Here is a 26562-nt window from a genome sequence, read left to right on the forward strand (position 1 = left end):
AAGAGATTCGTCGCCACCTTAGTCGCGACATGAGCGACCGGTCCGCAGGCCTCGCCCCGTCCCGCGTGACTGCGGTCCTGGGGCCCACCAACACCGGCAAGACCCATCTGGCGGTCGAGCGGATGCTGGGTCACGCCTCGGGCATGATCGGCCTGCCGCTGCGCCTGCTGGCGCGCGAGATCTATGAGCGGATCGTCAAACAGCGCGGCGCGGCGGCCGTCGCCCTGATCACCGGCGAGGAAAAGATCGTCCCGCCGCGCCCGCACTATTTCGTCTGCACCGTCGAGGCCATGCCGCTGGAGCGATCGGTCGAGTTTCTGGCCATCGACGAAATCCAGTTGGTCGCCGATCCCGAACGCGGCCACGTCTTCACCCAGCGGCTGCTGCACGCGCGCGGTCGGTTCGAGACGATGTTCCTAGGCGCCGGAACCATGGAGCCGCTGATCCGCCGCCTAGTCCCGGACGTGGAGATCATAACGCGCGACCGGTTGTCCACCCTGTCCTACGCGGGCTCCAAGAAGCTGACTCGCCTGCCCCGCCGCAGCGCCATCGTCGCCTTCTCGACCGATCGGGTCTACGCCATCGCCGAACTGATCCGGCGTCAGCGCGGCGGCGCGGCGGTGGTGATGGGCAGTCTGTCTCCTCGCACCCGCAACGCACAGGTGGCCCTGTATCAGTCGGGCGAGGTCGATTTCCTCGTCGCCACCGACGCCATCGGCATGGGGCTGAACATGGATGTGGACCATGTCGCCTTCGCGGGCCTGAGAAAGTTCGACGGGCGGCGCACCCGCTGGCTTTACGCCCATGAAATCGGCCAGATCGCCGGGCGGGCCGGCCGGCATCTGCGCGACGGCACCTTCGGCGTCACGGCCGAGGCCGAGGATCTGGACCCCGATCTGGTCGAACAGGTGGTCGAGCATCGGTTCGATCCGATCGAGGCGGCGGAGTGGCGGAACGCCCGGCTGGATTTCGACACCCTGCCCGATCTGCTGCGCTCGCTGACGGTGACGCCCCAACGATCGGGGCTGAGCCTGACGGCGGAGGCGCTGGACGAGACCCTGCTGCGTCGCCTGATCAAGGACGAGGAGATCGCGCGCGTGGGGCGCTCGCGCGGGGCGGTCATGCGGCTGTGGGAAGCGTGCCAGTTGCCGGACTTCCAGAAGACGACGCTGGATGAACACGCCCGGCTCGCCAAGGACGTCTTCCACGCCCTGACCGGCAAGCGCGGCCGGCTGACCGACGACTGGATGGCGCCGCGCTTCGCCTTCGTGGATCGTGACGACGGTCAGATCGACCAGCTGTCGGCGCGGCTGTCGGCGGTGCGCACCCTGTCCTACATCGCCAACCGGCCGGACTGGGTCCACGACGCGCAAGGCTGGCGCGACAAGACCCGCGCGCTGGAAGATCGGCTGTCCGACGTGTTGCACGAGCGGCTGACCGCCCGGTTTGTGGATCGCCGAACTACCGCCCTGATGCGAGCGCTGAACGTGCGCGAAGACACGTTTGCAGGCGTCGCAGAAGACGGCGAGGTTACGGTCGAGGGCCAGGTCGTCGGCCAGCTGGAGGGCGTGCGCTTTCAGATGGAGAAGGGCTCTTCGGCCCTGGAAGACCGCACCCTGCGCCAGGCGGCCGTGCGTGCGGTGACGCCCGAGATCAATCGACGGCTGGGGCGTCTGGCGGCCGAGACCGACGACGGGTTTTCGGTCACGCCGGACGGGGCGGTGCTGTGGCGCGGCGTGCTGACGGCGCAGATCAATGCGACGCCGCAGGGGGTCGATCCCTTTACGCCCTCCGTGCGCCTGTTGGGCGATCTGGGACCGACGCCCGCCCGCGAGCGCGCCCAGCGCCGGATCGAGGCGTGGCTGGCGGCGGAAGCGGGCCGTGCGCTGCGCGATCTGCGACGGCTGCGTCAGGCGGTGGAGTCGGGGGCATTGAAGGGCCTGCCGCGCGGCGTCGCCTTTCGCCTGATCGAGGCCGGGGGTGTGATCGACCGGCGCGAAGTCGAGCGCGATCTGGCCGCGCTCAGTCAGGTCGAGCGCCGTACGCTGCGCAGTTTCGCCATCCGCATAGGGGCGCATTCGGTGTGGCTGCCCGGTCTTCAGAAGCCGCGCGCGCGCCATTTCGCCCAAGCCTTCGTCGCCGCGCCGCTGATCCCGGCGACGCCCGATCTGATCCCCGCGCCCGTGGAACCGCCCTCGGCGCGTCTGTTGTCCGCGCAAGGAATGCGATTGGCGGGACGGTGGCTGGCGCCGGTCGAGACACTGGAGAAGATGGCCGAGCTGCGGGCCGCCAATCACGGCCGGCTGTCCGACGAGGCCCTGACCGATCTGGGCTGGCGCGCCGATCAGGCCAAACAGATCATCGCCGCCCTGAAGGTCGAACGCGCCCGCCTTCCCGACAAGCCGGGCGCAGCGCCGAAGATCGTCAAGGATTCGCCCTTCGCGGCGCTGGCCGCCCTGACCGAAGCGCCGCCTGCGCGACCCAAGCGTCGTCGGCCGCGTCTAAAGGCGAAGGCTTGAACGAGAACGCCTGTCGCATCGACATCTGGCTGTGGCGCGCGCGGTTCGTGAAGACGCGCGGCCTGGCGGCTGGTCTGGTGGAGCGGGGGGCGGTGCGGCTGACGCATCAGGGACGAGAGACGCGGCTCGACAAGCCCAGCCGGTGCATTCACGTCGGCGACCTGCTGACCTTCGCCCAGAACGGACACGTCACCAGCCTGAAGGTCGAGGGGCTTGGCGAAAGGCGCGGACCGGCCGAGGAGGCCCGCGCCCTGTATTCTCTTACGGTCTAAACGGCCTCAAGTCGCGCGCAGCGCGGCAGGCCTACTTCTGGATGACGAACTCGCCTTCGATGTGCAGCTTCACCTCGTCGGAGACGGCCGGCAGGGCGTAGTTGATGCCGAAGTCCGAGCGCTTGATGGTCGCCTCGCCGTCGAAGCCGGCCTTGTAGGCGCCCATGACGGTTCCGGCGCCGTTGAACTCGACCTCGATGGTGACGGGCTTGGTCACGCCCTTCAGGGTCAGATCGCCGACCACGGTCGCCTCGTTGGCGTCATCGGCGTCGACGGTGACCGAGCGCGAGACGAAGGTCGCCGTCGGATATTGGGCGGTGTCGAAGAAGTCGGCGGTTTGCAGGTGGGCCTTCAGACGGTCGTCGTTGGGCGCCACGTCGGTCAGTGGGATCGTCGCAGTCAGGGTCGAAGCCGACGGGTTGGCCGGGTCCAGCTTCAGCACCGCCTTCACGTTCACGAACTGGCCCGTATAGGTCGAAAGGCCGAAGTGATTGACCGACCAGGTGATCTTGCCGTGGCCGGAATCGAGATCGTAGTTCCCGGCGCTGACTTCGGCGGGGTTCTTGGTCAGAGCGGCCTGAGCCACGACCGCGCCGCCTGCGATCAGGCTGAGGGCGGCGGCGGCGGCGACGGCGTATTTCATGAAGGGGGTGCGCATGGGGAGTTCCTGTCGATGGGGCGGATATGCAATCAATACAGTTGCGATTAGGCGCCGTTCTGTCAAGGCGCTGCGAATGGCTCTCGCCTTAAGCCGCGCTGTTGACAGTTGGTTGCGTGGCCGCCATGTCGCAGGCCTCCCGCCCACAGACCGACACCCGTTTCTCGCCCAATGACCTACATCGTCACCGACGCCTGCGTGAAATGTAAGTTCATGGACTGCGTCGAGGTGTGTCCGGTGGACTGCTTCTACGAGGGCGAGAACTTCCTGGTGATCGCGCCGGACGAATGCATCGACTGCGGCGTGTGCGAGCCGGAATGCCCGGTCGACGCCATCGTGCCGGACACCGAGGACGAGCCCGACGGCAAATGGCTTCAGGTCAATGCCGAATACGCCAAGGTCTGGCCCAACATCACCGTCAAGGGCACGCCCCCCGCCGACCGCGAGCAGTACGAGCGCGAAACCGGCAAATACGAGAAATACTTCAGCCCCAAGCCGGGCAAGGGTTCCTGATTTAAGGACTGGCGGCGCTCAAGCCTTGCCGTATTTGCACGTCCGCCCTGTGGACGTTTTGAAATTCCGCAGATTTGTGATAGGTTCTGTTTCATTGGATCGGGCGGTCCGCGAAATCTTCGCGCCGCCCGTGTTTGCGACAGAATCCCGCCCTAGACGGGATCGGCCAGAGGTTTGGTGATCCGTTTCCGCTTTTGACGCCCAACATCATCCCCTCCGACGGAGCGATCCGGCGGATGAGATCCTGTTTGCGTTTCCTGCGCCTTCGTTTCGCCCGGCCCTGACCGGGAAAGGACGATTATGACGAGCAAGACTGGTCTGGAGTTCAAGGTTGGCGACGCGGTCGTCTATCCGGCGCACGGCGTCGGCAAAGTGGCGGCGATCGAGACCCAGGAAGTCGCGGGCATGTCGCTGGAGGTCTATGTCGTGACCTTCGACCACGAGAAGATGACCCTGCGCGTCCCGACCAAGAAGGCCGTCACGGCCGGCCTGCGTTCGCTGGCCGCCGACGACGTCGTGACCAAGGCACTGACCACCCTGAAGGGTCGCGCGCGCATCAAGCGCACCATGTGGTCGCGTCGCGCCCAGGAATACGAAGCCAAGATCAACTCGGGAGACCTGATCTCCATCGCCGAAGTGGTTCGCGATCTGCACCGCGCCGACACCCAGCCGGAACAGTCCTATTCGGAGCGCCAGCTCTATGAATCGGCCCTGGACCGCATGGCGCGCGAAGTCGCCGCCGCCAACAAGATCGACAAGGATGCCGCCGTCGAGCTGCTCGCCAAGTCGCTCAGCGCCAAAAAGCCGATCCCGACCGCCGAAGCCGCCTAAGCTTCGAGTCTCGGACTAAAGAAAAGGCCCCGGAGCGATCCGGGGCCTTTTTTTGATGCGTCGCAGAGCCGGGGTCAGAAGTATTCGGCGTTGGCCGGGCACTGGGCGCTGATGCGCCGCGCGGTTATGCTGGCGGGGATATAGGGGGTGCCGCGCACGATCTGGGCGCCGCCACGGAAGCTGAAGCTGGTTTCCGTGTAGGTCCCATTCAGGCGAACAGCGATGCGACGGCCCTTGCGGTCCTGGCAGGTTCCCTCGAAGCGGGCATTGCCGTTGCCGACCACGCGGGTCGGATAGGTGCAGCGCCACTTGTTGGTCGACAGGCCGCCGAAGAATCGGTTGATCTCGCTGGGCCGCACGCACTTCTGCTCGGTGTCGCGTTGGCCCACCGCGCTGGTGGTGTATTCCCAATAGCCGGGCAGGACTTCGGACTGAGCCGCAGTCTGGGCCGGGGCGATGGCGGGCGAGGCCAGCATGAAGCCGCCGGCCATCACCGGGGCCAGGACGGCGAGCGCGCGCTTGGGCAGGCGATCGATCAAGGACGGACGGGACATGGAAGCCTTCTGTTCTGCTTGGGTCTCTTTTGAGGTCGTCATCATATGGGCCATACAGGGCGGCATTTGAATGACGGCTGAACGAGGCGTGGGGACGATGCGTCCAGACTCGGCTTGACGCCGAACCGCCTCTTCCCTTATACGGCCCCCTCTCGCGCGGGCTGGTTCCCGCGCGCAACTGTTTCATGCGTCCTCTCCCACGCTCGGGCTGGACGCCGCACCTTAAGGATCTGACGATGTCGCGTCGTTGCGAACTCACCGGTATCGGCCCCATGGTCGGCCACAACGTGAGCCACTCGAACATCAAGACCAAGCGCCGCTTCCTGCCGTCGCTGAAGACGGTCAAGGTCACGTCGGAAGCCCTGGGCCAGACGTTCAGCCTGCGCATCTCGAACGCCGCGCTGCGCACCCTGGACTACAAGGGCGGCCTGGACGTCTTCATCGTCAAGGCCCGCGACGAGCAGCTGTCGATCGCCGCTCAGCGCATCAAGCGCCAGATTCGCGCCAAGCTGGCCGAACAAGCCGCCGCCTGATCAGCGACCGCGACATAGATTTCTGGAAGAGGGCCGGTGGAAACACCGGCCTTTTTCTTTGCGCCATTGCCCGCTCGCGCTAGCCTGTCGCCTCAGACGGGGAGCGGTTCATGCGCATCAAGATTTTGCTTTTGGCCGCAGCCAGCGCCCTGACGCTGTCGGCCTGCGCCACCGTCGCCCAGCCGGCGCCGACGCCGACGCCGCGCGAATCGACCGCCTTCACCCTGGCCACCGATCAGCCGCTGACGCCGGAACAGCAGGCGATGCAGTTCGACAAGGCCGATTTGTCGATCAAGGTCCTGCCCGAAGACAAGGCCATCGACGCGGTCGCCGTGCTGGACTTCACCGCCAAGGCGCCCCTGACCGCTCTGGTCGTCGAACTGGACACCCTGCTGACCATCTCCTCGGTCCAGATCGACGGGGTCGAGGTCGCCGTCGATCGCTGGTCCAACCTCGAAGGCCGGCTGAAGGTGCAGCTGCCAGAGACCCTGGCCACGGGCCGGTCGGTAGCCCTGCGCGTCGCCTACGCCGGCCAGCCGCGCGTGGCGCCCCGTGCGCCTTGGGACGGCGGCTTCGTCTGGTCCACCGCGCCGTCGGGCGAGCCGTGGATCGCCACGGCGGTTCAGGGCGAGGGCTGCGACATCTTCTGGCCCTGCATCGACAGCCCGCACGGCGAACCGGGCCGGGTCGATCTGCACATCACCGTGCCATCCGCCCTGTCGGTGCCGTCCAATGGCCGCTTCCTGGGCAAGGTCGATCACGGCGACGGCTGGACCACCTGGAACTGGTCGGCGAAATCGCCCAACACCTACGCCATCGCCTTGAACGTGGGGCCATACGAAGAGGTGTCGGGCGACTACGCCAGCCGGTTCGGCAACACGATCCCGATGCGATACTGGCATCTGAAATCGGACACCCCCGAACAGGTCCAGGGCCTGTTCGCCCAGTTCCCAAAGATGCTGGACTTCTTCGAAGCCACCGTCGGCCCCTTCCCCTTCGGCGATGAGAAGATGGGTGTGGTCGAGACCCCGCACCTGGGCATGGAGCACCAGACGATCAACGCCTACGGCAACAGCTACAAGATCGACGGGCGAGGCTATGACTGGCTGTTGCAGCACGAGTTTGCCCACGAATGGTTCGGCAATCAGCTGACCAATCAGAACGCCGACGACATGTGGCTGCACGAGGGATTGGGCAGCTACATGCAGCCGCTCTATGCGCGCTGGCTGCTGGGCGACCGCTATATGCAGCGCGAACTGGCCAATCAGCGCGAGGGTCTGATCAACAAACATCCCGTCGTTTCAGGCACGCCCAAGACCGAAGACGAGGTCTACAAAGGCGACGTTGGGCCGGGCAATGACATCTATTCCAAGGGTTCGCTAATCAGCCATTCGCTGCGGATGCTGATTGGCGACGCCGCCTTCCACGATGCGGTCACGCGTCTGGTTTATGGGCGAGCCGACCCCAGACCAGGCAACTTCGCGCCGCTTTATCGTTCGACTGGCGACTTCCTCGCGATCATCAACGACGTTACGGGCCGGGACTACGGCTGGTTCTTCCGCGGCTATCTCTACAACGCCGCCCTGCCGGTGCTGACCCAGACCCGCGACGGCGATGTGCTGAAGCTGGAGTGGACGACGGGCGACGGCGGCGTCTTCCCCATGCCGCTGGAGGTCGAGATCGACGGGCGCGTTCAGACCGTGGCCATGACCGGCGGGCGGGGCCAGATCCCGGTTCCGGCCGGCGCCCATGTCCTGATCGATCCGCAGAACAAGGTGCTGCGCCAGATGGACGTGATCGACGAGCTTCAGGCCTATAAGGCGGCGCAGAAGGCGGCGCATTGAACCCGCTCATCCCCGCGAAAGCGGGGACCCAGTCCTTTCACATCGCAAATCGGATTGAGTAACGCCTACTCTGATCTGCATCTGAGCGCCCAAAACTCTAGATCCCCGCTTTCGCGGGGATGAGCGGACATAAAAATCGTTAAGCCGCCGCCACCGTCACCGACTGGCGCACCATCTGACAGCGCTCCTGCGTCGTCAGGAAGGCGATGTCTGCCGCATCGCGCCCGCAGGCGATCCGCACCAGGCCTTCGACCGGCGCCAGGCCCGTCGGATCGACCAGCCACCAGCCGTTATCCAGCCAGACCTCGAAGATGGCGTGAAAGTCGGGCGGGCTGAGTTGGTGGGCGAAAGCGCTGACCGCGCGCGCAGGAATGCCCGACGCCCGGCATAGCGTCATGCCCAGGTGGGTGAAGTCGCGGCACACGCCGGCCCGGTCGATGAAGGTGCGCGCCGCCGTGGTTTCGGTGTCCGACACGCCGTGCTCGTAATCGACGTTCTCGGTGATCCAGTTCAGGATCGCCAGCACGCGCGCGCCGCCTGCCGTGTCGCCGAACTCGCGCGTCACGAAGCGGCCGAACTGATCCGACGGGCAATAGCGGCTGGGCTGGAGATAGGGCAGGACCTCGGCAGGCAGTTCGCCCCAGTCATGCTGGGATACGCTAGGCGGCAGGCCCTTCAGCACGCCGTTTTCGACCACCGCCTCATAGGTCAGCTTGACCTCGCCCTCGACATGGCAACGCAGGGTGCGGGCGCCGAAGTCGACGTCCTCGTCTTCGTGAAAATCGACCGGCGGGTCGAAGGTCAGGGCTTCTTCCAGAATGTCCTGGCCCGGCCAGTGGGCGACCTGGATCTTGTAGATGGCGTCCGTCGGCGGATCGAAACGATAGACGAGTTCGGCGCGGACGCGCAGTTTCATGAAAATCTGCCGATCAAAGGGAGATGAGAAGGTTGCTGGTGAACGCCACGCGGTCTGGGCCGTTCCGTGGTGGTCCGCGCCTTCTGGCCTGTGCAAATCGACAAGACAAGACAGTGTGTTAATCTGAGCCCCATGATCGCTTCCCCTGCCCTTCTCGCTCTTCGGGAAGCCACCGCCTCAGCCCACGAAACCCTGGAAGTCCAGGCCCGGATCGAGCCGCGTCTGTCGGACCCCGCCACTCGGGCGGAGACCGTCGCGGCCTTTTACCGCTTCCATGCCGGACTGGAGCCGCTCAGCCATCCGCTGGCGGCGGCGTTGAATGCTGAACTGGAAGCCAGCTTCGAACCGCGATCACGCGCGAACAGGATCGCCCAGGACCTGACGCTACTGGGCCAGCGCGTTCCTCCGCCGGCGCGTCCGGCTTCGCCCCCCTCGGCCGGCGAAGCCCTGGGCTGGGTCTATGTGACCGAAGGGTCGATGCTGGGCGGTCGGATCATTCGACGCCGGCTGGCCGCCGAGGGTCGCGATCTGGACGGCCTCGGCTTTCTGGATCCCTATGGCGAAGAGACCGGCGCACGCTGGCGCGCCTTTATGGACCTGCTGGACCGGGCCTGCGTTAGCGGCCACGTCACGATCGATCAGGTGGTGAAGGGCGGCGTCGACGGTTTCGCCTTCGCCCACCGCACCTTGCAACCCCAGCCGCAGGAGGCCGCGGCATGACCGAGACGCTCGACCTGGCCGACGCCGCGCTGAACGAGTGCGATCGCGAGCCGATCCACATTCCTCAATCGATCCAACCGCACGGCTTCATGCTGGTGCTGGATCTGCAATCCCTGACCATCCGCCAGGGGGCGGGCGCAATAGAGGAGTTGACGGGCCGCAAGGTCTGGATCGATCGCACCGTCGCCGACGTGTTGGGCGATGTCGCCGACCGGGCCGTACGCGCCATGGCCGCGCATCAGGAGGCCGGCTTCGCCTGTCGCTGGCGCGCGACCAATCGTCTGGAATACGACGTCGTGGTGCATCGTGCGCCGGGAACGACTTCCGGCACGATCAACGATCTGATGATCATCGAGGTCGAGCAGAGCTCGCAGCAGGCCCGCCTCGGCGTCGATCTGATCGCCAACCTGGATGCCGCCGGCGCCGCGCTGGAACGGGCGGTGACGATCCAGACGGTGTGCGAGCGGGCGGCGGACGCCTTCCGTCGCCTGACCGGTTTCGACCGGGTGATGATCTATCGCTTCCAGGACGACGAGGCGGGTCAGGTCGTGGCCGAAAGCCGCGCCGAAGGGTCCGGGTCCTTCCTCAACCATCATTTCCCCGCCACAGACATCCCGCAGCAGGCGCGCGCCCTTTATCTGCGCAACCCCGTGCGGGTCATTCCCGACAGCCGCTATACGCCCCAGCCTCTGCGCCCCATCGCGCCTGGCGAGGCGCCGCTGGACATGAGCGACAGCGGCCTGCGCTCGGTGTCCCCGATCCACCTGCAATATCTGCGCAACATGGACGTTCGGGCCTCGGCTTCGGTTTCGATCATCGTCGATGACGCCCTGTGGGGGCTGGTGGCCTGCCACAACGCCTCACCTAAGCTGCTGCCCTATGAGTTGCGCGTGGGCTGCACGGCCCTGGCGCGTAATCTGGCGCGACAGCTGAAGTCCAAGACCGACGCCGACCTCTATCGCGAGCGCACGCGCCTGCGCCGGATGGAGGACGAACTGCTTTCACGGCTGTCGCCAGACCGGCCGATGCGAGAGACGCTGGGCGAAAAGGCTGACGCCCTGATGCAACTGACCAGCGCGGACGGTCTGGCCATCGTCAGCGACGGGGACATCCAGACCTTTGGCCATACGCCGCCCGAAGACGGCGTACGCGCCATCGCCGCCTGGGCTGCGGGACGGCCGGGCCTGCGCCCCGTCTCGTCGCACAACCTGGCCTCGGTTCTGCCCGCCGCCGAGGCCTGGAAGACACACGCCAGCGGTCTGCTGGCGGTGACCCTGCCTCTGGATCAGCCGGTGTCGCTGCTGTGGTTCCGCTCGGAGGTGCTGGAAACGGTGCGTTGGGCCGGCAATCCCGCAACGGCGGAGAAGACTGGCCCCAAGGCCATTCTGACGCCCCGCGCCTCGTTCGAAAGCTGGTCGGACACCGTCTCGGGCCGCGCGCACCGCTGGGGCCCCGCCGCCGTGGAGTCCGCCGCCCGGCTGAGGGACGCGCTGGCCGACTACGCCGCAGTCCATCAGATCCGACGGCTGAACCGATCGCTGCAGGACCGCCTGTCCGAGCGCGACCTGCGGCTGGAACAGCAGCAGTATCTGATCCGCGAGGTGAACCACCGGGTTCAGAACAGCCTGACGCTGGTGTCCAGCTTCCTGGGCCTGCAAGCACGAGAGCAGGCGGGCGGCTCGGCCGCAACCGCGCTGAACGAGGCGCGACGTCGCGTGCGCGCCGTCTCTGCGGTCCACAGTCGGCTGTATCTGAGCGATCAGGTCACGACCATCGACATGAGCCGCTACATCGGCGAGTTGATTGGCGATCTGGGCTCCAGCATGGGGCCCGACTGGGCCGCCGCCATCGAAACCGATCTGGACCCCGTCTGCATCGAGCCGGGGCGCGCCATCACCATCGGCCTGATCCTGACGGAACTGATCATCAACGCCCAGAAATACGCCTATGGCGGCAAGCCTGGTCCGCTGCGGATCGCCTTCCAGGAAGACGGCGCCTTCTTCCGCATGACGGTGGAGGACGAGGGCGCCGGCGGGCATCTGGCCGGCAAGGGTTTCGGCTCGATGATGATCAAGAGCCTGGTCGGTCAGCTGGACGGAACGATCGACTATCGCGACCGCGCGCCGGGCCTCAGCGTCGTGTTGCGGTCGCGGATCGACCCCCTCGTGTAAAGCGTGGTCTGACGGCGCCTGTGGCGTCAGGTCGCAGGGCGTCGTAAGAGCCGGGCCATGTCCGCCCTGGCCTTTCGCCCTTCCTCGCGCGCCTTTGCGCTGATCGTTCTGCTGATCGCGGCCAGCGTGCTGGGCCTGGCGCCCATTCTGGTGCGATTGACCGAGACGGGGCCGGCGGCCGCGGGGTTCTGGCGGTTCCTGTTCGCCCTGCCCCTGCTGACGATCCTGGCGGCGCGCGAGCCGGGCGGGATCGCGACCCCATCGAAATGGGCGCTGCTGGCGGGCCTGTTCTTCGCCCTGGACCTCAGCTTCTGGCACTACGGCATCGTCATGACCTCGGTCGCGAACGCGACGGTGCTGTGCAACCTGACGCCGGTCGTCGTGACCCTGTTCGGCTGGTTTGTGCTGAAGGAGCGGCCGCACCGGCTGTTCATCCTGGCCCTGGCCCTGGCCATGGGCGGCGCCTTCGCCATGGCTGCGGGCGCCGATGGCGGCCAAGGGACCAATCCGATGCTGGGCGACCTGTTCTCCCTGTCGGTGGCGGTCTGGTACTCGGGCTATTTTCTGGCGGTGCAGGCGGCGCGGCGCACGGCCGGCGCGATGCGGGTGACCTTCTGGGCGACGCTGCTGGGCGCGCCTCTTCTGTTGATCGTCGCCCTGGCGCTGGGCGAGGCTGTCATCCCCGCCGGGCCGGCCGGCTGGGCCGCCTGCGTCGCCATGGGCGTGATGCACGTCTTCGGCCAAGGCGGCGTGGCCTGGGCGCTGGGCAAACTGCCGGCCTCGGTCACGGCCGTGACCATCCTGATCCAGCCGGTCGTCGCGGGCCTGCTGGGCTGGTGGATCTTCGGCGAAACCCTGACGCCGGCTCAGGCCCTGGGCGGCGCCCTGGTGCTGGGCGCCATCGTCCTGGCGCAGCGGTCGCAACGCGCCAAGACCGCCCACGCCGCCGAGCCCCAGCCGCAGGACGCATCGAACGGGCCCAAGTAGCGCGAAGCGCGATAGCTCAAAAAGAAAACGGGCGCGGGAGAAACTCCCGCGCCCGCCTCTAAGCCTTGAAGGCTGGATCGACTTAAAGAACCTTGAGGTCGATCGCCGAAGTCTTGCCGCGCTGGTTTTCCAGCTCGTATTCGACCTTGGCGTTCTCATCGAGGCCCTGAAGTCCGGCCTTCTGAACGGCGGTGACGTGAACGAACACGTCGGAGCCGCCGCTATCGGGCTGGATGAAGCCGTAGCCCTTGGTGGGGTTGAACCACTTGACCGTGCCGGTCGCCATGTCTGCGTCTCCGTAAACGCGCTTTTCCAGGCGGATCCCTCTCGAGGTGACCCGACAGTCCATCTGGACAGCTCGTTCAGGCGAAGGAGCGAAACGCGGGTTTGGACCCCACGCGAAATCCGGACTGCAGCGATGTTGTCACCCGGCTTTTCCAGACGGTCAACAGCAAAGCGAGTCGCACCAGACGCATTCAGGCTTAACGACAGAGACCCCGCGCGGCCCCGTCGATGTGCAGATGGTTGGCGTGGGCGGCGTTGTAGTCGGGCGTCAGGACCGTCGAAAACAGCTGGCAGGCCCCGTCGCGCAAGGCGTGCAGAAAGCGGCCGCCCGGCTCGCCCGCCGGCCCGTCGCCGCGCCAGTCGTTCAGCACGCTGACGGTCCGACCGTCCTTCAAGGTCACCGCTGCGACATCCAGCGCATTGGCCTTGGCGTGTTCGCTGGGCCGCTCGGCCTCATCCTGCGAGCCGTAGATGCGGCGGCAAGAATAGGTGCCATAGTTTTCCACCCGCGCGGGCGCGGAGCTCAGAATGTCGCGCGAGGCCGGGCGCAGCACCTGGCGATCCCAGATGACATAGCGGACCGCCAGCGGGCACTGCATGACGACATCGGCCGGCGCCAGCGGCGTCACCTCGCCGCCCGTGATCCGCACCGCCCCGCGCACCACGCAGAAGCCGCCGTCGTCGCGGTCGGGCGCGCGTTCGACCTTAACCCCCGCATTGCGCAGCGCCTGCATACAGGCCTCGGTCGCGCCCTCGACTGCCTCGGGCGTGGCGGCGGTCGGCACGTCGAAGGCGGCGACCTTTGCGGTGGTCGCGCGGCCCAGCGGACGATCCAGATCCAGCGGCTTCCACGGCAGGTCCTGGGGCGGAGCGAAAAAGTTCAGCAAGGCAAAGCCGGCGCAGACCAGCAGCGCCAGCTCCCACACCAGATTCCACATGTCCGCCAGATCGCGCTTCATTCGGCCCCTCGCAGGCCGAACGGGCCCTGCGCCTTAACGCCCAGCTTCGCAGTCGGCTCCCTCGCCCTTGCTCTCTGCCGGCCCTCGGCCCACTCTCTTGCCATGGGAAAGAAATCCGACGCCTATGACGCCGAGCTGGAGCAGATCCAGCTGGCCATCGTCCAGACCCAGGCCTGGAGCATCGAGCATGGCTCGCGCGTGGTCATCGTGCTGGAGGGGCGCGACACCGCCGGCAAGGACGGCGCGATCAAGCGCCTGACCGAACATATGTCGCCGCGCCAGACCCGCGTCATCGCCCTGCCCAAGCCGAGCGACCGCGAAACCAGCCAGTGGTATTTCCAGCGCTATGTCCCGCACCTGCCGGCGGCGGGCGAAACGGTGATCTTCAACCGGTCCTGGTACAACCGCGCCGGGGTCGAGCCGGTCATGGGCTATTGCACGCCCGAGCAGTACGCCCAGTTCATGACCGATGCGCCGCGCTTCGAGCGCATGCTCACGGACGACGGGATCATCCTGATCAAGATCTGGCTGGACATCTCGCGCAAGGAGCAGGCCAAGCGGCTGAAGGAACGCCGCGAGGATCCGCTGAAGAAGTTCAAGCTGTCGTCGCTGGACGCCGAGGCGGAGGCGCGGTTCGACGCCTATTCCGACGCCCGCGACCGGATGCTGGACGAGACCGACCGCGACTATGCGCCCTGGACCGTCGTCGCCACCGACGACAAGAAGACGGCGCGCCTGAACATCGGCCGCTACATCCTGTCGGTGCTGAGCCACACCAGCATCGACATCAAGAAACCGGATCCCGACGTCGTGTTCAGCGCCGGCAAGGCCAAGGGCAAACTGGCGCGCTGACTGTCTTTTTAGGCGGTGCGGATGATCCCGCCCGTCGCCACCACCGGCCAGGGCGTCAGTCGCCCACCCGCGCAGGGGCCGCCCTTGCATTCGCCGGTCAGAGGCTCGAACACCGCCCCGTGCCAGCCGCACAGGATCAGCGCGCCGTCCGGTGTCAGATACCGGTCGATCTCCATCGCGATCGGAAAACCGGCGTGCGGGCAGCGATCGACCCAGCCCGCGACCTGACCATCCTTCCTGACCACGAAGCCGTGAAAGAAGGCCTCGCCGATCTGCAGCACGAAGCCGCGTGAGCCGGGATCGGCGATATCGCCCTCGGCGCACAGCGCCACGCCAGGCGGCGTCTTCCAGACCCTTTTGCGCTCGCCCGGCGCCTCGGCCGCTTCAGACACGTTCGGCCTTCAGCGGGCGCGACAGCAAACCATCGATCAGGCCGTCCACGTCGATCTCGCCGGCCAGCAGGGCGGCAACGCCTTCAGAGATCGGGATTTCCACGCCCAGACGCGCGGCCAGTTCGCGCACCGCCGGCGCGCTCTCATAACCTTCGGCCACCGATCGTTTGCCGGCCAGGGCCTGCTCGACCGTCTGCCCCTGCCCCAGGGCCAGACCCAGGCTCATGTTGCGCGACTGGGGGCTGGAACAGGTCAGAACCAGGTCGCCCAGGCCGCACAGGCCCGCCACCGTCTCCGCCTGTCCGCCCATGGCGACGGCGAGGCGGGTCATTTCCGCAAAGCCGCGCGTGATCAGGGCGGCGTGTGCGCTGCGTCCCAACTGACGCCCCTCGGAGATGCCGCAGGCGATGGCCAGGACGTTCTTCAGCGCCCCGCCCGCCTCGGCCCCCACCAAATCGGTCGCCAGATAGGGCCGGAAGCCCGGCGCCGACAGGGTGTTCAGCAGGGCCTCGCCCAGCGTCTGATCGGCGCAGGCCAGGGTCACGGCCGTCGGCAGGCCGCGCGACACCTCGCCCGCGAAACTGGGGCCGGACAGGACGGCGGCGGGGGCGTCCGGCAGGGTCTCGGCCAGCACCTCGGTCATCAGCTTCATCGTGCCGCGCTCGACGCCCTTGGAGCACAGCACCACCGGCACGCCGGCGCGATAGTGGGGCGCAAACGCCGTCAGCGTCGCGCGCATATGCTGGGCCGGCGGCACCGCCAGGATCACGTCGCAGTCGCCCAGATCAGCCAGGTCGGCGGTGAATTTCAGGTCGTCGGCCAGCGGCACGCCGGGCAGATAAAGGTCGTTGGCGCGCGTCGCCCGCATTGTCTCGACCAACTGCTGCTCGCGCGCCTGCAAGGTCGTGTCCAGTCCGGCCCGAACGCACACCTGCGCCAGAGCCGTCCCCCAGGCGCCCGCGCCGATGACCCCTGCCGTGCGGAATTCCATGCGCCCTCCCGAGGCTTGTTTATCGTTCACGCCTTGGCGCCCTTGCGGCCCGGCTTGTGCGAAGGATCGGACAGTGCGCGCGCTTCGTCCAGCGGCCATCGCGGCCGGGCGACCACGTCGATGTCGCTGGTAAGGCCCAGCGCCAGCCGTTCCGCCCCCGCCAGGGCGATCATCGCCGCATTGTCGGTGCAATAAGCCATGGGCGGCGCCAGGAAGTCGAAGCCGTGTTTCGCCGCCGTCGCCTGCAAGGTCGCGCGAATGGTCTTGTTGGCCGCAACGCCGCCCGCGACGACGAAGAGCCGATGCTCATGGGTTTCGGCATAGGCCGCCAGCGCCCGTTCCGACCGATCCGACAACTGGCGCGCGATGGCGTTCTGCACCGCATCCGCCAGGTCCGCCTTGTCCTGCTCGGTCTCGCAGGTCTGGGCGATGCGGAAGGCCGCTGTCTTCAGGCCCGAGAAGGAAAAATCGCAATCCTTGCGGCCCAAGAGGGCGCGCGGCAGATCGATCTTCGACCCGTCGCCCTGCATGGCCAACCGCTCCAGCGCCGGGCCGCCCGGATAACCTAGCCCCAAGGCCTTGGCGATCTTGTCGAAGGCCTCGCCGGCCGCGTCGTCAATGGTGGCGCCGATCCGGCTCATGTCACCGACGCCGCGCACCTCCAGAAGCTGGCAGTGGCCGCCCGACACCAGCAGCAGCAGGAAGGGATAGGCCACCTCCGCCCCCAGCCGGGCCGACACCGCATGCCCCTCAAGATGGTTGACCGCCACCAGCGGCAGGCCGCGCGCCAGCGCCGCCGCCTTGCCGAAGCTGAGACCCACCATGACCCCGCCGACCAGACCCGGCCCGGCCGTCGCCGCGATCCCGTCCAGCCCGTCATAGCCCATATCGGCCTCGGCCATCGCGCGGCGCGTGACCTCGGCGATCATTTCGACATGGCTGCGCGCCGCGATCTCGGGCACCACGCCGCCATAGGCCGCATGGTCGTCGATCTGGCTGTGAACGACCGAGGACAACACCTCCGCCCGACCGCCCGTAAGGCGCACGACCGAGGCGGCGGTCTCGTCGCAACTGGTCTCAAGGCCCAGCACCGTCAACGGCCGGACATCCCGTCCAGTTGCTGACTTGGCGCCGCTGCTATAGTCGGCGGACATCTCCATCGGGTCGAGGTAGCGACCCGGCGACCGGTGCGCAACGCTCATGACCTTTCCTCTCCGCATCGGCACCCGGCGCTCCAAGCTGGCGCTCGCCCAATCCGGCATGATGCAACGCGCCATCGGCCGCGCCCTGAACGTGCCCGAGGCCGAGATCGAGGCCGCCGTTCCTCTGGTCGAAATCGTCACCACCGGCGACCGCATCCAGGATCGCCGCCTGCTGGAGGTCGGCGGCAAGGCCCTGTTCACCAAGGAGATTGAGGAGGCCCTGCTGGCCGGCCGGATCGACATCGCCATCCATTCGATGAAGGACGTCCCTGCCGAACAGCCCGAGGGCCTGTGCATCGCCGCCATCCCCGAGCGCGAGGACGCCCGCGACGCCTTCATCAGCCGCGACTTCGACAGTTTCGACGCCTTGCCCTTCGGCGCGCGCCTGGGCACCGCCAGCCTGAGACGCCAGGCTCAGGCGCTGGCCCTGCGGCCGGACCTGAAGGTCGAGATGCTGCGCGGAAATATCGATACCCGCCTGCGTCGCGCGGCCGATGGCGATTTCGACGCCATCTTGCTAGCCGTCTCGGGCATGACGCGCCTGGGCGTCACCGACCATATCCGCGAGAAACTGTCGCTGGACGCCTTCCTGCCCGCGCCGGGCCAGGGCGCCCTGGCCATCCAGACCCGCGCCGCCGACATCGACGAGCCTTGGGTCGCCGCCCTGAACCACCCCGAGACCGCCCTGTGCATCGCCGCAGAGCGCGGCGCCATGACGGCGCTGGAAGGGTCGTGCCGCACCGCCGTCGGCGCCTATGCTCTGATCGCCAACGATGCGCTGCACCTGACCACCGAAATGCTCAGCCCGGATGGGTCCGCCCGCTGGCGCCGCGTCGGCGATCTTTTCCAACCGACCGAAGCCGACGCGCGCGCTATGGGCCAACGCCTGGGCGGCGAGGTCCACGCCTCGGCCGGCGATCAGGAAGTCGATCCCGCGACCCTGGACGGATGAACGTCACGCCGACACGCGTCTGGATCACCCGCGCCGAACCGGGCGCCGCGCGCACCGCCGCCCGCCTGCGCGACATGGGGTTCGAGCCGATCGTCGCGCCCCTTCTGACCATTGAGAACTTGACGCCGCCCGTCCCCGATCTGGCGCCGTTCGCCGCCCTGGCCTTCACCAGCATCAACGGCGTGGCCGCCTTCGCCGCCCTGACGCCCCGCCGCGACCGTCCGGTCTTCGCCGTCGGCGATGCGACCGCCCAGGCCGCCCATGATGCGGGCTTCGCCGATGTCCACTCCGCATCCGGCGACCTGCGCGATCTCGCCCGCCTGATCGCCGGCGCCATCGCCAACGCCGCCGTCCTGGTCCCTCAAGCGGAAACCCCCGCCGGCGATTTCACCGCTGCCCTCACCACCGCCGGCGCCCGTAACGTGTCGGTCCATTCGCTGACAGTCTATCGCGCCATCGAAACGTCAGTCGCAGCGCCCGCACTGTTCGACGCCGTTCTGATCCACTCCCCCCGCGCCGGAAAAGCCCTCACCAAGCTTCATCACGCCCCCTTGGCCCAGGCCGTCCTCGCCTGCATCTCTCCCGCCGCCGCGGCCCCGCTCGCCGCGCTGGGCCTGACGCCCGTTGTGGCAAAATCGCCCGACGAGACCTCATTACTCACGATCTTGAACACCGCGCTTGGCAAGCGCGATCCGGCCGTATAAAGACCCCGTCTCGCGCGGACAGCTTCGTCCGTCGCAACCGGGCCGCTTTAGCTCAGCCGGTAGAGCACATCATTCGTAATGATGGGGTCAGGTGTTCGAGTCACCTAAGCGGCACCACCACTTCCAGTAGGAACGGACGACGGAAGCGCGCGAAACCGCGCAAATCCCAATCCATTCCCGGTCCCAAGTGAAAGTGCCTCAAGCCTTGCTAGGTCGTTGGGTCGCGTGTTTGGGCATTTAGGCACAACGACCTTCCTTCCTCGCTTAGCTGAAGCAGACGTGGCGAAGAAACCGAAGCCCCTGCCGACTGGAAGCACGTTGTGGGTACAATGTGGGACGCTATCGGCTGATGCGTCCAAGTTTTACGGCGGATAAGATCAGTCGGTGTGACACACATCAGGTTCGAAGGGACTCAATCGCGTGCCAAATACGTTCAGGCTCTGACTGGGTAACCAGGCCGAACTCGACCTTTAGATCGTCAGCAATTTGCTTAGCAACTTCTGTTGCGCGGTCCTGATGAGCAGCGATCTGCTCGATGGATCTCATTGGACGGGTTCGGCCTGTATCCGACGCTCGCCGTCGCAAAATCTCTTCAGGGTCCGCGACAAGCATCACGACGTGTTTTACGCCAAGGTCCCCAAATACGTCTGATCCGATCTCGATAATTCCCGAAGAACCATCAATGATTGTGTGTCCATCGAACACGATAGGACGGGTCTCGCCTCGAGTTGCCCGACGGAAACCGGCGACGAGTAGCCTCTGATTGTCGATCACCGGCCCAAGCCGGAGAGCTTCGCTTGATGCAATCTCCGCCCCCCGAGCGGCCTGCTCAAGTTTGATTAGTTCACTAGCCTGAACATGGAGAAATTGAGATTTATCTTGGCTTGACGCCAACAACGTAGATTTCCCGACTCCGGACAGGCCAACGAGAGCCAACGCAGGCATTACGACACAAACCCCAGGTGGCCCGATTTAAGCACCGCCCGGAGTTTGGAAGGAGCAAGGCGAGCAATCGATTGAGGCGGATGGCCTGAGAAGGCACCGATAGACATCAAGTTCGGAAGCTTGACCGCTGGCTCAAGGTAGCTCGCGAGGAGAAAATTTATGACCTTCACCGGGTGGGTGGAGGACGCAGCGAATGAGCGCAACTGTGCATCGCTATAGACGGACCTGCCGCCCGCGAGTCGTCGAAGTTCCTCAGCAGATGAGGCAAGAGTCATGTCTTCGAAAATGCCGACGGCTGTAACGGCCTGAGATGGTTGCTCGTCGGATTTGCCTTTGTAGAAAATTAGAACGGCACCGGGATCCTTGATCAATGCAGGTGCGCGGCACAAATAGACTTTACGAATAGTATTGCCTGCACGCCTCGGCATGGAGGGGCTGAAAAGGTCTATCTGCCTCTGCTGCGCTAGATCTGGGAAGAGGATGTCGTGGAAAGCTGCTCTTATAGGGATTGTGTAAGCCGAAACGCTGTCGTCGACCCGGAATCGCGGATAGTTTTCCCGGGCTGCCTCAAATGGCGTCCGGTCACCGTCCGGCTGCAAGGGCTTCGACGACATCATCTTTTCAAGAACGAGCTCCCCATCCGGCTTTTCGTAAGAGATGACGAATCCGTAATACTGAAGAAGATCAATTAATGTCGCCTGCTCCCTGTAGGTTGTGAGATACACCAAGTCATATTGGTTAGATTGTGCAAACCACATTACTTGTTTTAGAAGCAATTCCCCCAGTTTTACTCCTCGCTTTTCCGGCCTGACCTTGAAGGTGCAGATCTTCAGAATCTTACGTCCCGGCAAGCGCGCGTCCGTATCTTCCTGCGTTTCGTCTTTTCTTACAACCAAACCGGCCAGCTCTGGCCCGTCATCAACGACAACCCAGCACTTTCTCATTGGCTTGACGCACTTCTCGCGCCACCATGTGTCAAAGCCAGGATATCCATCCCGTAGGCTTTCAAAGATTGGGTCGGTCGGGGAAATGGAGTGAGCTTCAACCTCTTCGACATATCGAAGCGGAACGTTTACAGGCTCATATGTCGACTTAAGTAAGGATACTGCATCTGCAGCATATAGTATCCGCTCCACTAGGTGGGATGCGTGACGCCTTGCCCGTTCATGCAGACCTCGATCCTCGGTGACCAAGAAATCCGCGACCCCGATATCAAGAGAATGCAAAAGTGTCGCATCGACTAGGTCGTTAGGCTTAGGTAACGGTCCAAAACTAGCCGCTAAAGTCTCTTTCTTGAGCCCCCGTACTTTTGCGATACGTTGAAATTTATCGAGTTTGCTACGAGAGATTTTCCTGCGCGCGACGTCCTTATCGCGCTCGATGTCATCCACTGCCGCCTCATGGACGAATACGCCGACGTTATGGCGACCTGTCAGTTTCAATAACGCGGCAAGATTCGCGGAGACCTCTTTAGGATCTTCCAGACCTATAAATATATTCGTGTCGATTAGGTAGTTAGGCGTACTCATCTACCATCGCGTCCCGCATCTGCGCACTCGCGTAAAGGAATGACTGTGGAGGCTCAAAACTAAACCGCGATCGCAGCTCCGGCAGTTCTATGGTTCTACGCAGAGGCCTTGCGCGGCAAAGTCGTATTGCAACCCCCACTTCAACACCGGAAAAATAATTATCAAAGTCTGTGCGTGCAATGCACGCTTCTTCCGAGTACGCTGCCCACAGTTCATCTGGGGACATCCTGCTGACACCACTAATTTCGGCCATCCCAATTAGTGCGCGTGTAGGACTAGTCTCATATATCAGCGCCCTTGTTCCCTCGGACACGGTCTTCGGAAAACGGCGTCTTAGCTCGATTGTTTTCGATCCGCCAATAATTTTTCGGCTGTATTCTGGTTTGATACTAAAGACTACATCCCGTGACGGCTTGACGAAGGCGTCTCCCATTAGAGGAAGAACCATCTGGTCACCGTCATCAGGATCTATGGTCGCTTCCGCTTCGTGGAAGCTTTCAATCGTCTGAGATGAGTTGTTAAAGCGAGCGTTAATTCTTAATGTGGCACCCAGTGCGCCTAAATAGTCGCGGAGTGTCGAGACAAGAATGTCGCTGCGATGCTCAACCCGGGCTAAGGCCGGTTGGCCGATGCCGAGCCTAGTCGCAAGGTCTTTCTGCGTGAGGCCCGCCTGTTCCCGAAACTCACGCAGTCTTTGGCCTACGTGGTCTCCATCGGCAGCGGCTGACGCAACCTGCGGTTCAAATATCTTGCCGCGAACCTTCGTCAAGGCATCACCTCCGAATCACACCCCAACGGGATACATTACACCGAAGGCATTTTCCATGCGTTAATGTGACCATTTGGCGTTGGTTTGCTGGGGGATGACCATAAGCTTGTTTTTGGTTTTGCTATTTTGATTGAGCATATCTTGGATACGTGAGATGGCTCGCCCCCTGCGGTTGTGCGTGAGGGAAGGCATGAAATGAGGGGAAGTCTAGGAGTATGGGCAGAATCTGTCTCGGAACCGGTCATTGGCAAGTTGCCGATTCTGGAACTCCACATCAACGTCTGGCGTGATCTACCAAAGGATCGAAGTTCTATCGATTTTGGCTTTCAAATCACACAGCCCGATGATCTTAATAGAATGTTCCTATACATTCCGGCCGCGCTTAATATATCAGATATTGAAGACTTAAGCGAGGTTTTGAAGTTCGGAGAAACGCTCTCTGCTGTTTTCAACGATACAGTTGAAATCACCTCTCATAATCAAGGTAGCTTTGATGTCAAAAGAAGCAATGGATCTGCATTCAGAATATTTGACCTAAAGCCCAATCGTGATTTCGCCATCGAGTATGTGCCGATCTCTGCCAGCCAAAACGGCTCTGTGATTACATTTAGTTCGGAATTCTGCGAACGTTTACGTCAAGCACCGGGCGGAGCGGCATACCTTCGAGTCCGCGTGCATCTCAGCCGAGAAAACGGGAAGATCTTTTATAGTTACGCTTCTCCGGCGGACAGCTGGTTATTGAGTAGATTTTATAGAACCGAACTAAATGAATTTAGGCTAAACGAACGGCGTAGCTTTCCGGACACTGTAGTAAAATGGTCAGAAAACTCTGAGTTCCGAATAGTTCGTGTTCTATATTTTCTAATTCGTGATTTTAGGTATGAGCTGCTGGTTCAGCACGTTCAGTTTAAAAGGACTCGACGGCTGGAGCCTGGTATTTGGCAGAAATACCTAGCGCCGACGGGCGAGCGAATAAGTGGGAAGAAGGCTAGTGATGTCGGCGACCGTATGTTGATCTATCAGTGGCGCGAGGATGCTCCCAAGTTGGAGTCTGCCGATGACCGCAAGTGGATTGAAGACTTTTCCGCATTCGCCTCGTTCAAGAGCCCGAAAGACAATATTTGGGCGTACGTGCTAGCCGTTTTAGCGCTAGGTGCTTTGGGTAGTGCACTACAAGCTACAGTCTACGCGTTAAGCGGGCACATTAAGATGCCATTTTTAGATAACGAAACAGCGAACGCTTCTTCAGGAACATTGAGCGCGTTAAACCAATCCGTTTTGTGTCTTTCTATGCTCGTGGCACTTCTTTGTTTGATAGCTGCATTAGGACCTATTGCACGCAGTGTCGGTCATTTAGGAAACTGGATTCGCTCGAAACAGGGTTGAGTGTGGCTTCAACTCGCTTCTCTTCCGTTATAGACGCAATCTACGTCGTCCAAACGACCAGCCATCAGCCTTCTCCAGCGACATGTTGGTCAGGGGTTATGAGAGCAACTGGTGTCGTCTCCAGCGCTTGTGCTAACTCGTAGAGGCTCAGGACGGTCAGATTGCGCTGCCCCGTCTCGACCTGGCTGATGTAGCGCTGGTCAAAATCACAGCGGTTTGACAGTTCTTCTTGGGTAAGCCCCTTCGCCACCCTGAACCGCCGCACATTCCGGCCGATCACCGCTCTGATGTCCATGAAGTATGCGTTGACAGCGCGGCGCGGTCAAGTTTATTCCATTAAATGAATATCAAGTAGGGGTGTCAGCTTGGGGTCGATGCTGCTGCCCGCGCAGAGGCCCTGCATCGACAACGCAGCCTGATATCAAGCCGAGCGCAAATCTCGGCATCTTATATGATGCGCAAATAACTGCGCGTCTCAACACCACATGAGATCGTATCAGATGAACAACAACACCGTGCGCATATTAATAGCGGCCGTAGCTGCATTCTACGTTATCCTCGGAAGCCTATTTCTTCAGGCTTACCTGCCCGTGCAGCGCTTCAATGCGAACGTCGAGGCCAATGCAAAATCGGAAAAATATGATCCCGACTTTACGTCTCGGAACATGGCAGATGCCTTGAGCTACACCGACAATCTGGCGAAAGTCAGCCGGTATGGCTCCCTCCTTCTGTGGGGCACCGTCGGGATCGCGACCTTCGGAGGTGTCTATGTAGCGACCCGCCAGCGAAAGCGCGTGGAGAGGGCTCAGTCGGCCAAAGGCGGGGTCCAATGAAGCGCCTCGTCTATGCCGCCCTCGTCGCTGGCGCTCTTGTCGTCGCCGGTTGTGCCTCAGCGCCCGCGCGGACGCCCGGCACCTACGTCAGCCAGCGCGAGCCAGTCTATCTAATCACCGAAGCGCAGGCCGATCAGATCCTGGTGGACGCCATAAACGCCGAGTTCGGCACCAGTCCGATCGTGCGCGTCGAACACCCCAACAAGGGCTATCAAGCCACGATCAAGTTCCTGTTCGACAGCCACCAGATCGTCGGCACAATGGTCCCCTCCAGAGGCCGGAAGGCTGACGGGACGGTGCAGGACGGCTTCTACTTCACCGTCTCTCACAGCGGCACCATGCCCCTCTCTGGCATCGCTCGTTCAAAGCGCCTGAAGGATCGGCTCAACGACGCCGCGTCGGCTATTTCGCCAAGCGTCCCGTCAGCTCGGTAGATCACGCCTCGGCTGGTCGGCGTCAGGCCTTCGACACCATCGTCTCCGCCCTCGGTCAGAAGCCTGAAAAGCCGAGGCCCGTCATCGACTTCTAGGCCGATCACTAGGGCGACCTGACGCCTTCCAACACACCCATCAACCGACCCCCGTGGCCTTCCGCTGCGGGGGTTTTTTCGTGCCCGGAAAGGACACCCTGACCATGCTTTCGCTCACCGACCGAGACGCCGTCACGGCCGCGCTCACAGACCCTACCCTCGACCCTGCCCTTCGCGCCCTTATCGGACTTCGTGTTTGGCAGGTGGACACCGATCGTCGCCGTCCCCTTGGCGAAATCCTCCAGATCGTGGTGATCCAGCCAAGCGATCCGCCCGAGATCATCCACGAGGCCGTCGGCTTCAGCATCTGCTACGATCAGGCCGAGCAGCCCGGCTGGGAGTGGTTCAATGATCACGGCCCTTGGATGGAACTGGCCTACGTCCTGACAGACGATTTCGGGATGCTCGTCTTCGTCGCAGACCACCCCGACACCAACCACACCCTCCGCTTCAACTGCCTGGGCTTTGCCGACCGCCCTCCGACTTCCGACGCTGCCTAGGCGTCAAACACCCATCCGACCCGCGCCCTCCGACACCCCGTCGCGAGGGCTTTTTTGTGCCCGAAGGACACCATCCATATGATCTGCCTGAACACCCTCGCCGACGTCGCCGGCATCATCAGCGACTCCGATCTAGACGACGACCTGCGCGCCCTGATCGCTCATCGTGGATGGCAGGCCTACGCCGATCATCCGTCGCACCTTAGCGAAGACACCCGGATCGTCGTCGTCCAGGGCGGCGACACCCCCGACGTGATCAATACGGCGTTGGGCTGGCCTATCACCGACGACTATGCCGAGGAGCCGACCTACGACAGCCTGAAGGATTTCGGGCTTTGGTTCGAGATCGTGTATCGGGGCAGGTGCGGGCGGGACACCGTGGTCTTCGTCGAGAACAGCCCAGCGACGGAGATGGGCCTACACTATCTCTGCCTTGCCCACTTCTGGACCGAGGTGGGTGGTCGATGATGAGCCGGTTCCTTCTTCTGATCGTCCTGTGCGTCGCACTCGCCGTGCTCAGGGCGGTCATCGTCGCCGCCGTGGCCTTGGCGGTGCTGGCTTTGATCGTCAGCTTCATCACACGACCGAGACAGACGTTGGTCTTCCTGGGAACACTCAGCCTGTCTGCTCTGACGGTGGCTCACCCCCTAGCCTGCCTCGTGGGGTTGGTGGTCGTGGTGGTCGCGTTGGCGGGATTTGGCCGCCGACAGCGCCGTATTCACTCTAGGCCGTTGTTATTTACTAGGTCGTCTAGCTCGAGCTCAGGCTGAGGGCTTCTGGGGGCGTCTAGGCTTGGTCTGGACGCCTTCAGTTCGCTCAACCCCGCCACCGCCCGTTCGGCGACTGGAAAGAACGCCTTCCCATCATCGGTCAGGGTTGGAGGCCACATGTTGGGTAGCAATAGGACGCGGTGCTGGCCGCCTCCATACCAAAGCTCGAGATTCTCGATGTGCTTCGAAATGGTGCCTTGAGTAACGCCCATCTCCGACGCCGCAGCTGTTTGCTTACCGTACTGGACGGACAAGACGAAGGCCTCCAACCACGCCACCCGCAAACTGCCAAACTGCGATTTGTCTGTGCTGCCACCCAAATCTCGCCTCCCGAATCGACCCGGCGAACGCCGATGGACCCCTTTACGCTGGCGCGTGACGATATTCCAAATTGGAAACGTTGAGCGGAAGATCGTTTGCTAGCACCTCTCCAAACCCGCAACCGG

The 26562-nt window shown here is 63.7% G+C and carries 30 protein-coding genes and 1 tRNA gene; 18 read left to right on the forward strand and 13 right to left on the reverse strand.

The window, feature by feature from the left end:
• Window positions 1-29: 29 nt before the first annotated feature.
• Together BLR19_RS09700 and BLR19_RS09705 are read left to right on the forward strand one after the other, a co-directional pair.
• On the forward strand, window positions 30-2519 hold the full coding sequence (locus BLR19_RS09700) for a helicase-related protein (RefSeq protein WP_091750125.1): 2490 nt from the start codon (window positions 30-32) through the stop codon (window positions 2517-2519).
• A complete protein-coding gene (locus BLR19_RS09705) occupies window positions 2516-2791 on the forward strand; it encodes an RNA-binding S4 domain-containing protein (protein ID WP_091750128.1) in 276 nt (91 codons plus the stop codon). Before BLR19_RS09700 ends, BLR19_RS09705 begins: the two co-directional genes overlap by 4 nt.
• A gap of 31 nt (window positions 2792-2822) precedes the next feature.
• Here BLR19_RS09705 and BLR19_RS09710 read toward each other — a convergent pair whose 3' ends face one another.
• Window positions 2823-3449 (reverse strand): YceI family protein, encoded by a 627-nt coding sequence (locus BLR19_RS09710; protein ID WP_091750131.1) that lies wholly within the window; start codon window positions 3447-3449, stop codon window positions 2823-2825.
• A 171-nt stretch (window positions 3450-3620) separates the two neighbouring features.
• Between BLR19_RS09710 and fdxA the strand changes: the two genes are divergently transcribed.
• Window positions 3621-3962 (forward strand): ferredoxin FdxA, encoded by a 342-nt coding sequence (gene fdxA / locus BLR19_RS09715; RefSeq protein WP_017505910.1) that lies wholly within the window; start codon window positions 3621-3623, stop codon window positions 3960-3962.
• A gap of 300 nt (window positions 3963-4262) precedes the next feature.
• Window positions 4263-4793, forward strand: coding sequence for a CarD family transcriptional regulator (locus BLR19_RS09720; protein WP_055753908.1), 531 nt, complete (start codon window positions 4263-4265; stop codon window positions 4791-4793).
• Between the two features lie 74 nt (window positions 4794-4867).
• Here the strand turns inward: BLR19_RS09720 and BLR19_RS09725 are convergent, their stop codons facing one another.
• On the reverse strand, window positions 4868-5347 hold the full coding sequence (locus BLR19_RS09725) for a DUF3617 domain-containing protein (protein ID WP_038294089.1): 480 nt from the start codon (window positions 5345-5347) through the stop codon (window positions 4868-4870).
• A 236-nt stretch (window positions 5348-5583) separates the two neighbouring features.
• On the opposite strand from BLR19_RS09725, the gene rpmB reads away from it, so the two are divergent.
• Complete coding sequence (rpmB, locus tag BLR19_RS09730; protein ID WP_026108540.1) at window positions 5584-5880, forward strand: 50S ribosomal protein L28; 297 nt, start codon at window positions 5584-5586, stop codon at window positions 5878-5880.
• Window positions 5881-5990: 110 nt separating this feature from the next.
• The gene (locus BLR19_RS09735; protein WP_091750134.1) at window positions 5991-7724 is read left to right on the forward strand and encodes a M1 family metallopeptidase; all 1734 of its coding nucleotides are present in this window, start codon (window positions 5991-5993) and stop codon (window positions 7722-7724) included.
• A gap of 139 nt (window positions 7725-7863) precedes the next feature.
• Here the strand turns inward: BLR19_RS09735 and BLR19_RS09740 are convergent, their stop codons facing one another.
• Window positions 7864-8640 carry a transglutaminase-like domain-containing protein gene (locus BLR19_RS09740; protein ID WP_091750137.1) on the reverse strand — a complete coding sequence of 259 codons (777 nt, stop codon included), beginning with the start codon at window positions 8638-8640 and terminating at the stop codon, window positions 7864-7866.
• Between the two features lie 132 nt (window positions 8641-8772).
• On the opposite strand from BLR19_RS09740, the gene BLR19_RS09745 reads away from it, so the two are divergent.
• From BLR19_RS09745 to BLR19_RS09755, 3 genes are read left to right on the forward strand one after another with little or no spacing between them, the layout of a single operon-like run.
• The gene (locus BLR19_RS09745) at window positions 8773-9360 is read left to right on the forward strand and encodes a biliverdin-producing heme oxygenase (protein ID WP_091750140.1); all 588 of its coding nucleotides are present in this window, start codon (window positions 8773-8775) and stop codon (window positions 9358-9360) included.
• Window positions 9357-11531, forward strand: coding sequence for a histidine kinase dimerization/phosphoacceptor domain -containing protein (locus BLR19_RS09750; protein ID WP_091750143.1), 2175 nt, complete (start codon window positions 9357-9359; stop codon window positions 11529-11531). Before BLR19_RS09745 ends, BLR19_RS09750 begins: the two co-directional genes overlap by 4 nt.
• Before the next feature lie 57 nt (window positions 11532-11588).
• The gene (locus BLR19_RS09755; protein ID WP_091750149.1) at window positions 11589-12518 is read left to right on the forward strand and encodes a DMT family transporter; all 930 of its coding nucleotides are present in this window, start codon (window positions 11589-11591) and stop codon (window positions 12516-12518) included.
• An 82-nt stretch (window positions 12519-12600) separates the two neighbouring features.
• Here BLR19_RS09755 and BLR19_RS09760 read toward each other — a convergent pair whose 3' ends face one another.
• Both BLR19_RS09760 and BLR19_RS09765 read right to left on the reverse strand, forming a co-directional pair.
• A complete protein-coding gene (locus BLR19_RS09760) occupies window positions 12601-12804 on the reverse strand; it encodes a cold-shock protein (RefSeq protein WP_017505920.1) in 204 nt (67 codons plus the stop codon).
• Between the two features lie 196 nt (window positions 12805-13000).
• Window positions 13001-13762 (reverse strand): extensin-like domain-containing protein, encoded by a 762-nt coding sequence (locus tag BLR19_RS09765; protein ID WP_091750152.1) that lies wholly within the window; start codon window positions 13760-13762, stop codon window positions 13001-13003.
• 102 nt (window positions 13763-13864) lie between these two features.
• Here BLR19_RS09765 and ppk2 point away from each other — a divergent pair, with 102 nt between their 5' ends.
• A complete protein-coding gene (gene ppk2, locus BLR19_RS09770) occupies window positions 13865-14614 on the forward strand; it encodes a polyphosphate kinase 2 (RefSeq protein ID WP_055753901.1) in 750 nt (249 codons plus the stop codon).
• 8 nt (window positions 14615-14622) lie between these two features.
• On the opposite strand, the gene BLR19_RS09775 is transcribed toward ppk2, so the two are convergent.
• From BLR19_RS09775 to tsaD, 3 genes are read right to left on the reverse strand one after another with little or no spacing between them, the layout of a single operon-like run.
• Complete coding sequence (locus BLR19_RS09775; RefSeq protein WP_091750155.1) at window positions 14623-15006, reverse strand: Rieske (2Fe-2S) protein; 384 nt, start codon at window positions 15004-15006, stop codon at window positions 14623-14625.
• Window positions 14999-15997 carry an NAD(P)H-dependent glycerol-3-phosphate dehydrogenase gene (locus BLR19_RS09780; RefSeq protein WP_091750158.1) on the reverse strand — a complete coding sequence of 333 codons (999 nt, stop codon included), beginning with the start codon at window positions 15995-15997 and terminating at the stop codon, window positions 14999-15001. Before BLR19_RS09780 ends, BLR19_RS09775 begins: the two co-directional genes overlap by 8 nt.
• A gap of 26 nt (window positions 15998-16023) precedes the next feature.
• Window positions 16024-17151 (reverse strand): tRNA (adenosine(37)-N6)-threonylcarbamoyltransferase complex transferase subunit TsaD, encoded by a 1128-nt coding sequence (gene tsaD, locus BLR19_RS09785; protein WP_176758329.1) that lies wholly within the window; start codon window positions 17149-17151, stop codon window positions 16024-16026.
• Window positions 17152-17197: 46 nt separating this feature from the next.
• Here tsaD and hemC point away from each other — a divergent pair, with 46 nt between their 5' ends.
• The 3 genes from hemC (at window position 17198) to BLR19_RS09800 (ending at window position 18972) form a co-directional block, all read left to right on the forward strand.
• A complete protein-coding gene (hemC, locus tag BLR19_RS09790; RefSeq protein ID WP_091750164.1) occupies window positions 17198-18151 on the forward strand; it encodes a hydroxymethylbilane synthase in 954 nt (317 codons plus the stop codon).
• A complete protein-coding gene (locus tag BLR19_RS09795; RefSeq protein ID WP_091750167.1) occupies window positions 18148-18855 on the forward strand; it encodes a uroporphyrinogen-III synthase in 708 nt (235 codons plus the stop codon). Before hemC ends, BLR19_RS09795 begins: the two co-directional genes overlap by 4 nt.
• Before the next feature lie 41 nt (window positions 18856-18896).
• Window positions 18897-18972: transfer RNA gene (locus tag BLR19_RS09800), tRNA-Thr, on the forward strand.
• Window positions 18973-19251: 279 nt separating this feature from the next.
• Here BLR19_RS09800 and BLR19_RS15075 read toward each other — a convergent pair.
• Genes BLR19_RS15075 through BLR19_RS09815 form a run of 3 tightly spaced genes read right to left on the reverse strand, consistent with a single transcriptional unit; the run spans window position 19252 to window position 22098 of the window.
• The gene (locus BLR19_RS15075) at window positions 19252-19800 is read right to left on the reverse strand and encodes an ATP-binding protein (RefSeq protein ID WP_091750170.1); all 549 of its coding nucleotides are present in this window, start codon (window positions 19798-19800) and stop codon (window positions 19252-19254) included.
• A complete protein-coding gene (locus BLR19_RS09810) occupies window positions 19800-21329 on the reverse strand; it encodes a PIN domain-containing protein (RefSeq protein WP_091750173.1) in 1530 nt (509 codons plus the stop codon). The genes BLR19_RS15075 and BLR19_RS09810 overlap by 1 nt, the downstream gene beginning before the upstream one ends.
• A complete protein-coding gene (locus BLR19_RS09815) occupies window positions 21316-22098 on the reverse strand; it encodes a helix-turn-helix domain-containing protein (protein WP_091750176.1) in 783 nt (260 codons plus the stop codon). Before BLR19_RS09815 ends, BLR19_RS09810 begins: the two co-directional genes overlap by 14 nt.
• Before the next feature lie 195 nt (window positions 22099-22293).
• On the opposite strand from BLR19_RS09815, the gene BLR19_RS14650 reads away from it, so the two are divergent.
• Window positions 22294-23484 (forward strand): hypothetical protein, encoded by a 1191-nt coding sequence (locus BLR19_RS14650; RefSeq protein WP_143007354.1) that lies wholly within the window; start codon window positions 22294-22296, stop codon window positions 23482-23484.
• Window positions 23485-23548: 64 nt separating this feature from the next.
• Here BLR19_RS14650 and BLR19_RS09820 read toward each other — a convergent pair whose 3' ends face one another.
• The gene (locus BLR19_RS09820) at window positions 23549-23779 is read right to left on the reverse strand and encodes a helix-turn-helix domain-containing protein (protein WP_091750179.1); all 231 of its coding nucleotides are present in this window, start codon (window positions 23777-23779) and stop codon (window positions 23549-23551) included.
• 205 nt (window positions 23780-23984) lie between these two features.
• Between BLR19_RS09820 and BLR19_RS09825 the strand changes: the two genes are divergently transcribed.
• From BLR19_RS09825 to BLR19_RS09840, 4 genes are all read left to right on the forward strand, one after another.
• A complete protein-coding gene (locus tag BLR19_RS09825; protein WP_091750182.1) occupies window positions 23985-24317 on the forward strand; it encodes a hypothetical protein in 333 nt (110 codons plus the stop codon).
• On the forward strand, window positions 24314-24751 hold the full coding sequence (locus BLR19_RS09830; protein WP_091750185.1) for a hypothetical protein: 438 nt from the start codon (window positions 24314-24316) through the stop codon (window positions 24749-24751). The genes BLR19_RS09825 and BLR19_RS09830 overlap by 4 nt, the downstream gene beginning before the upstream one ends.
• A gap of 199 nt (window positions 24752-24950) precedes the next feature.
• Window positions 24951-25346 (forward strand): hypothetical protein, encoded by a 396-nt coding sequence (locus BLR19_RS09835; RefSeq protein ID WP_143007355.1) that lies wholly within the window; start codon window positions 24951-24953, stop codon window positions 25344-25346.
• A gap of 78 nt (window positions 25347-25424) precedes the next feature.
• The gene (locus BLR19_RS09840) at window positions 25425-25814 is read left to right on the forward strand and encodes a hypothetical protein (protein ID WP_091750191.1); all 390 of its coding nucleotides are present in this window, start codon (window positions 25425-25427) and stop codon (window positions 25812-25814) included.
• 250 nt (window positions 25815-26064) lie between these two features.
• Here the strand turns inward: BLR19_RS09840 and BLR19_RS15080 are convergent, their stop codons facing one another.
• Window positions 26065-26394, reverse strand: a complete 330-nt coding sequence (locus BLR19_RS15080) for a LysR family transcriptional regulator (protein ID WP_369818852.1) — start codon at window positions 26392-26394, stop codon at window positions 26065-26067.
• Window positions 26395-26562 lie beyond the last annotated feature (168 nt).

This window comes from Brevundimonas sp. 374, assembly GCF_900102995.1.
Taxonomy (GTDB): domain Bacteria; phylum Pseudomonadota; class Alphaproteobacteria; order Caulobacterales; family Caulobacteraceae; genus Brevundimonas; species Brevundimonas vesicularis_C.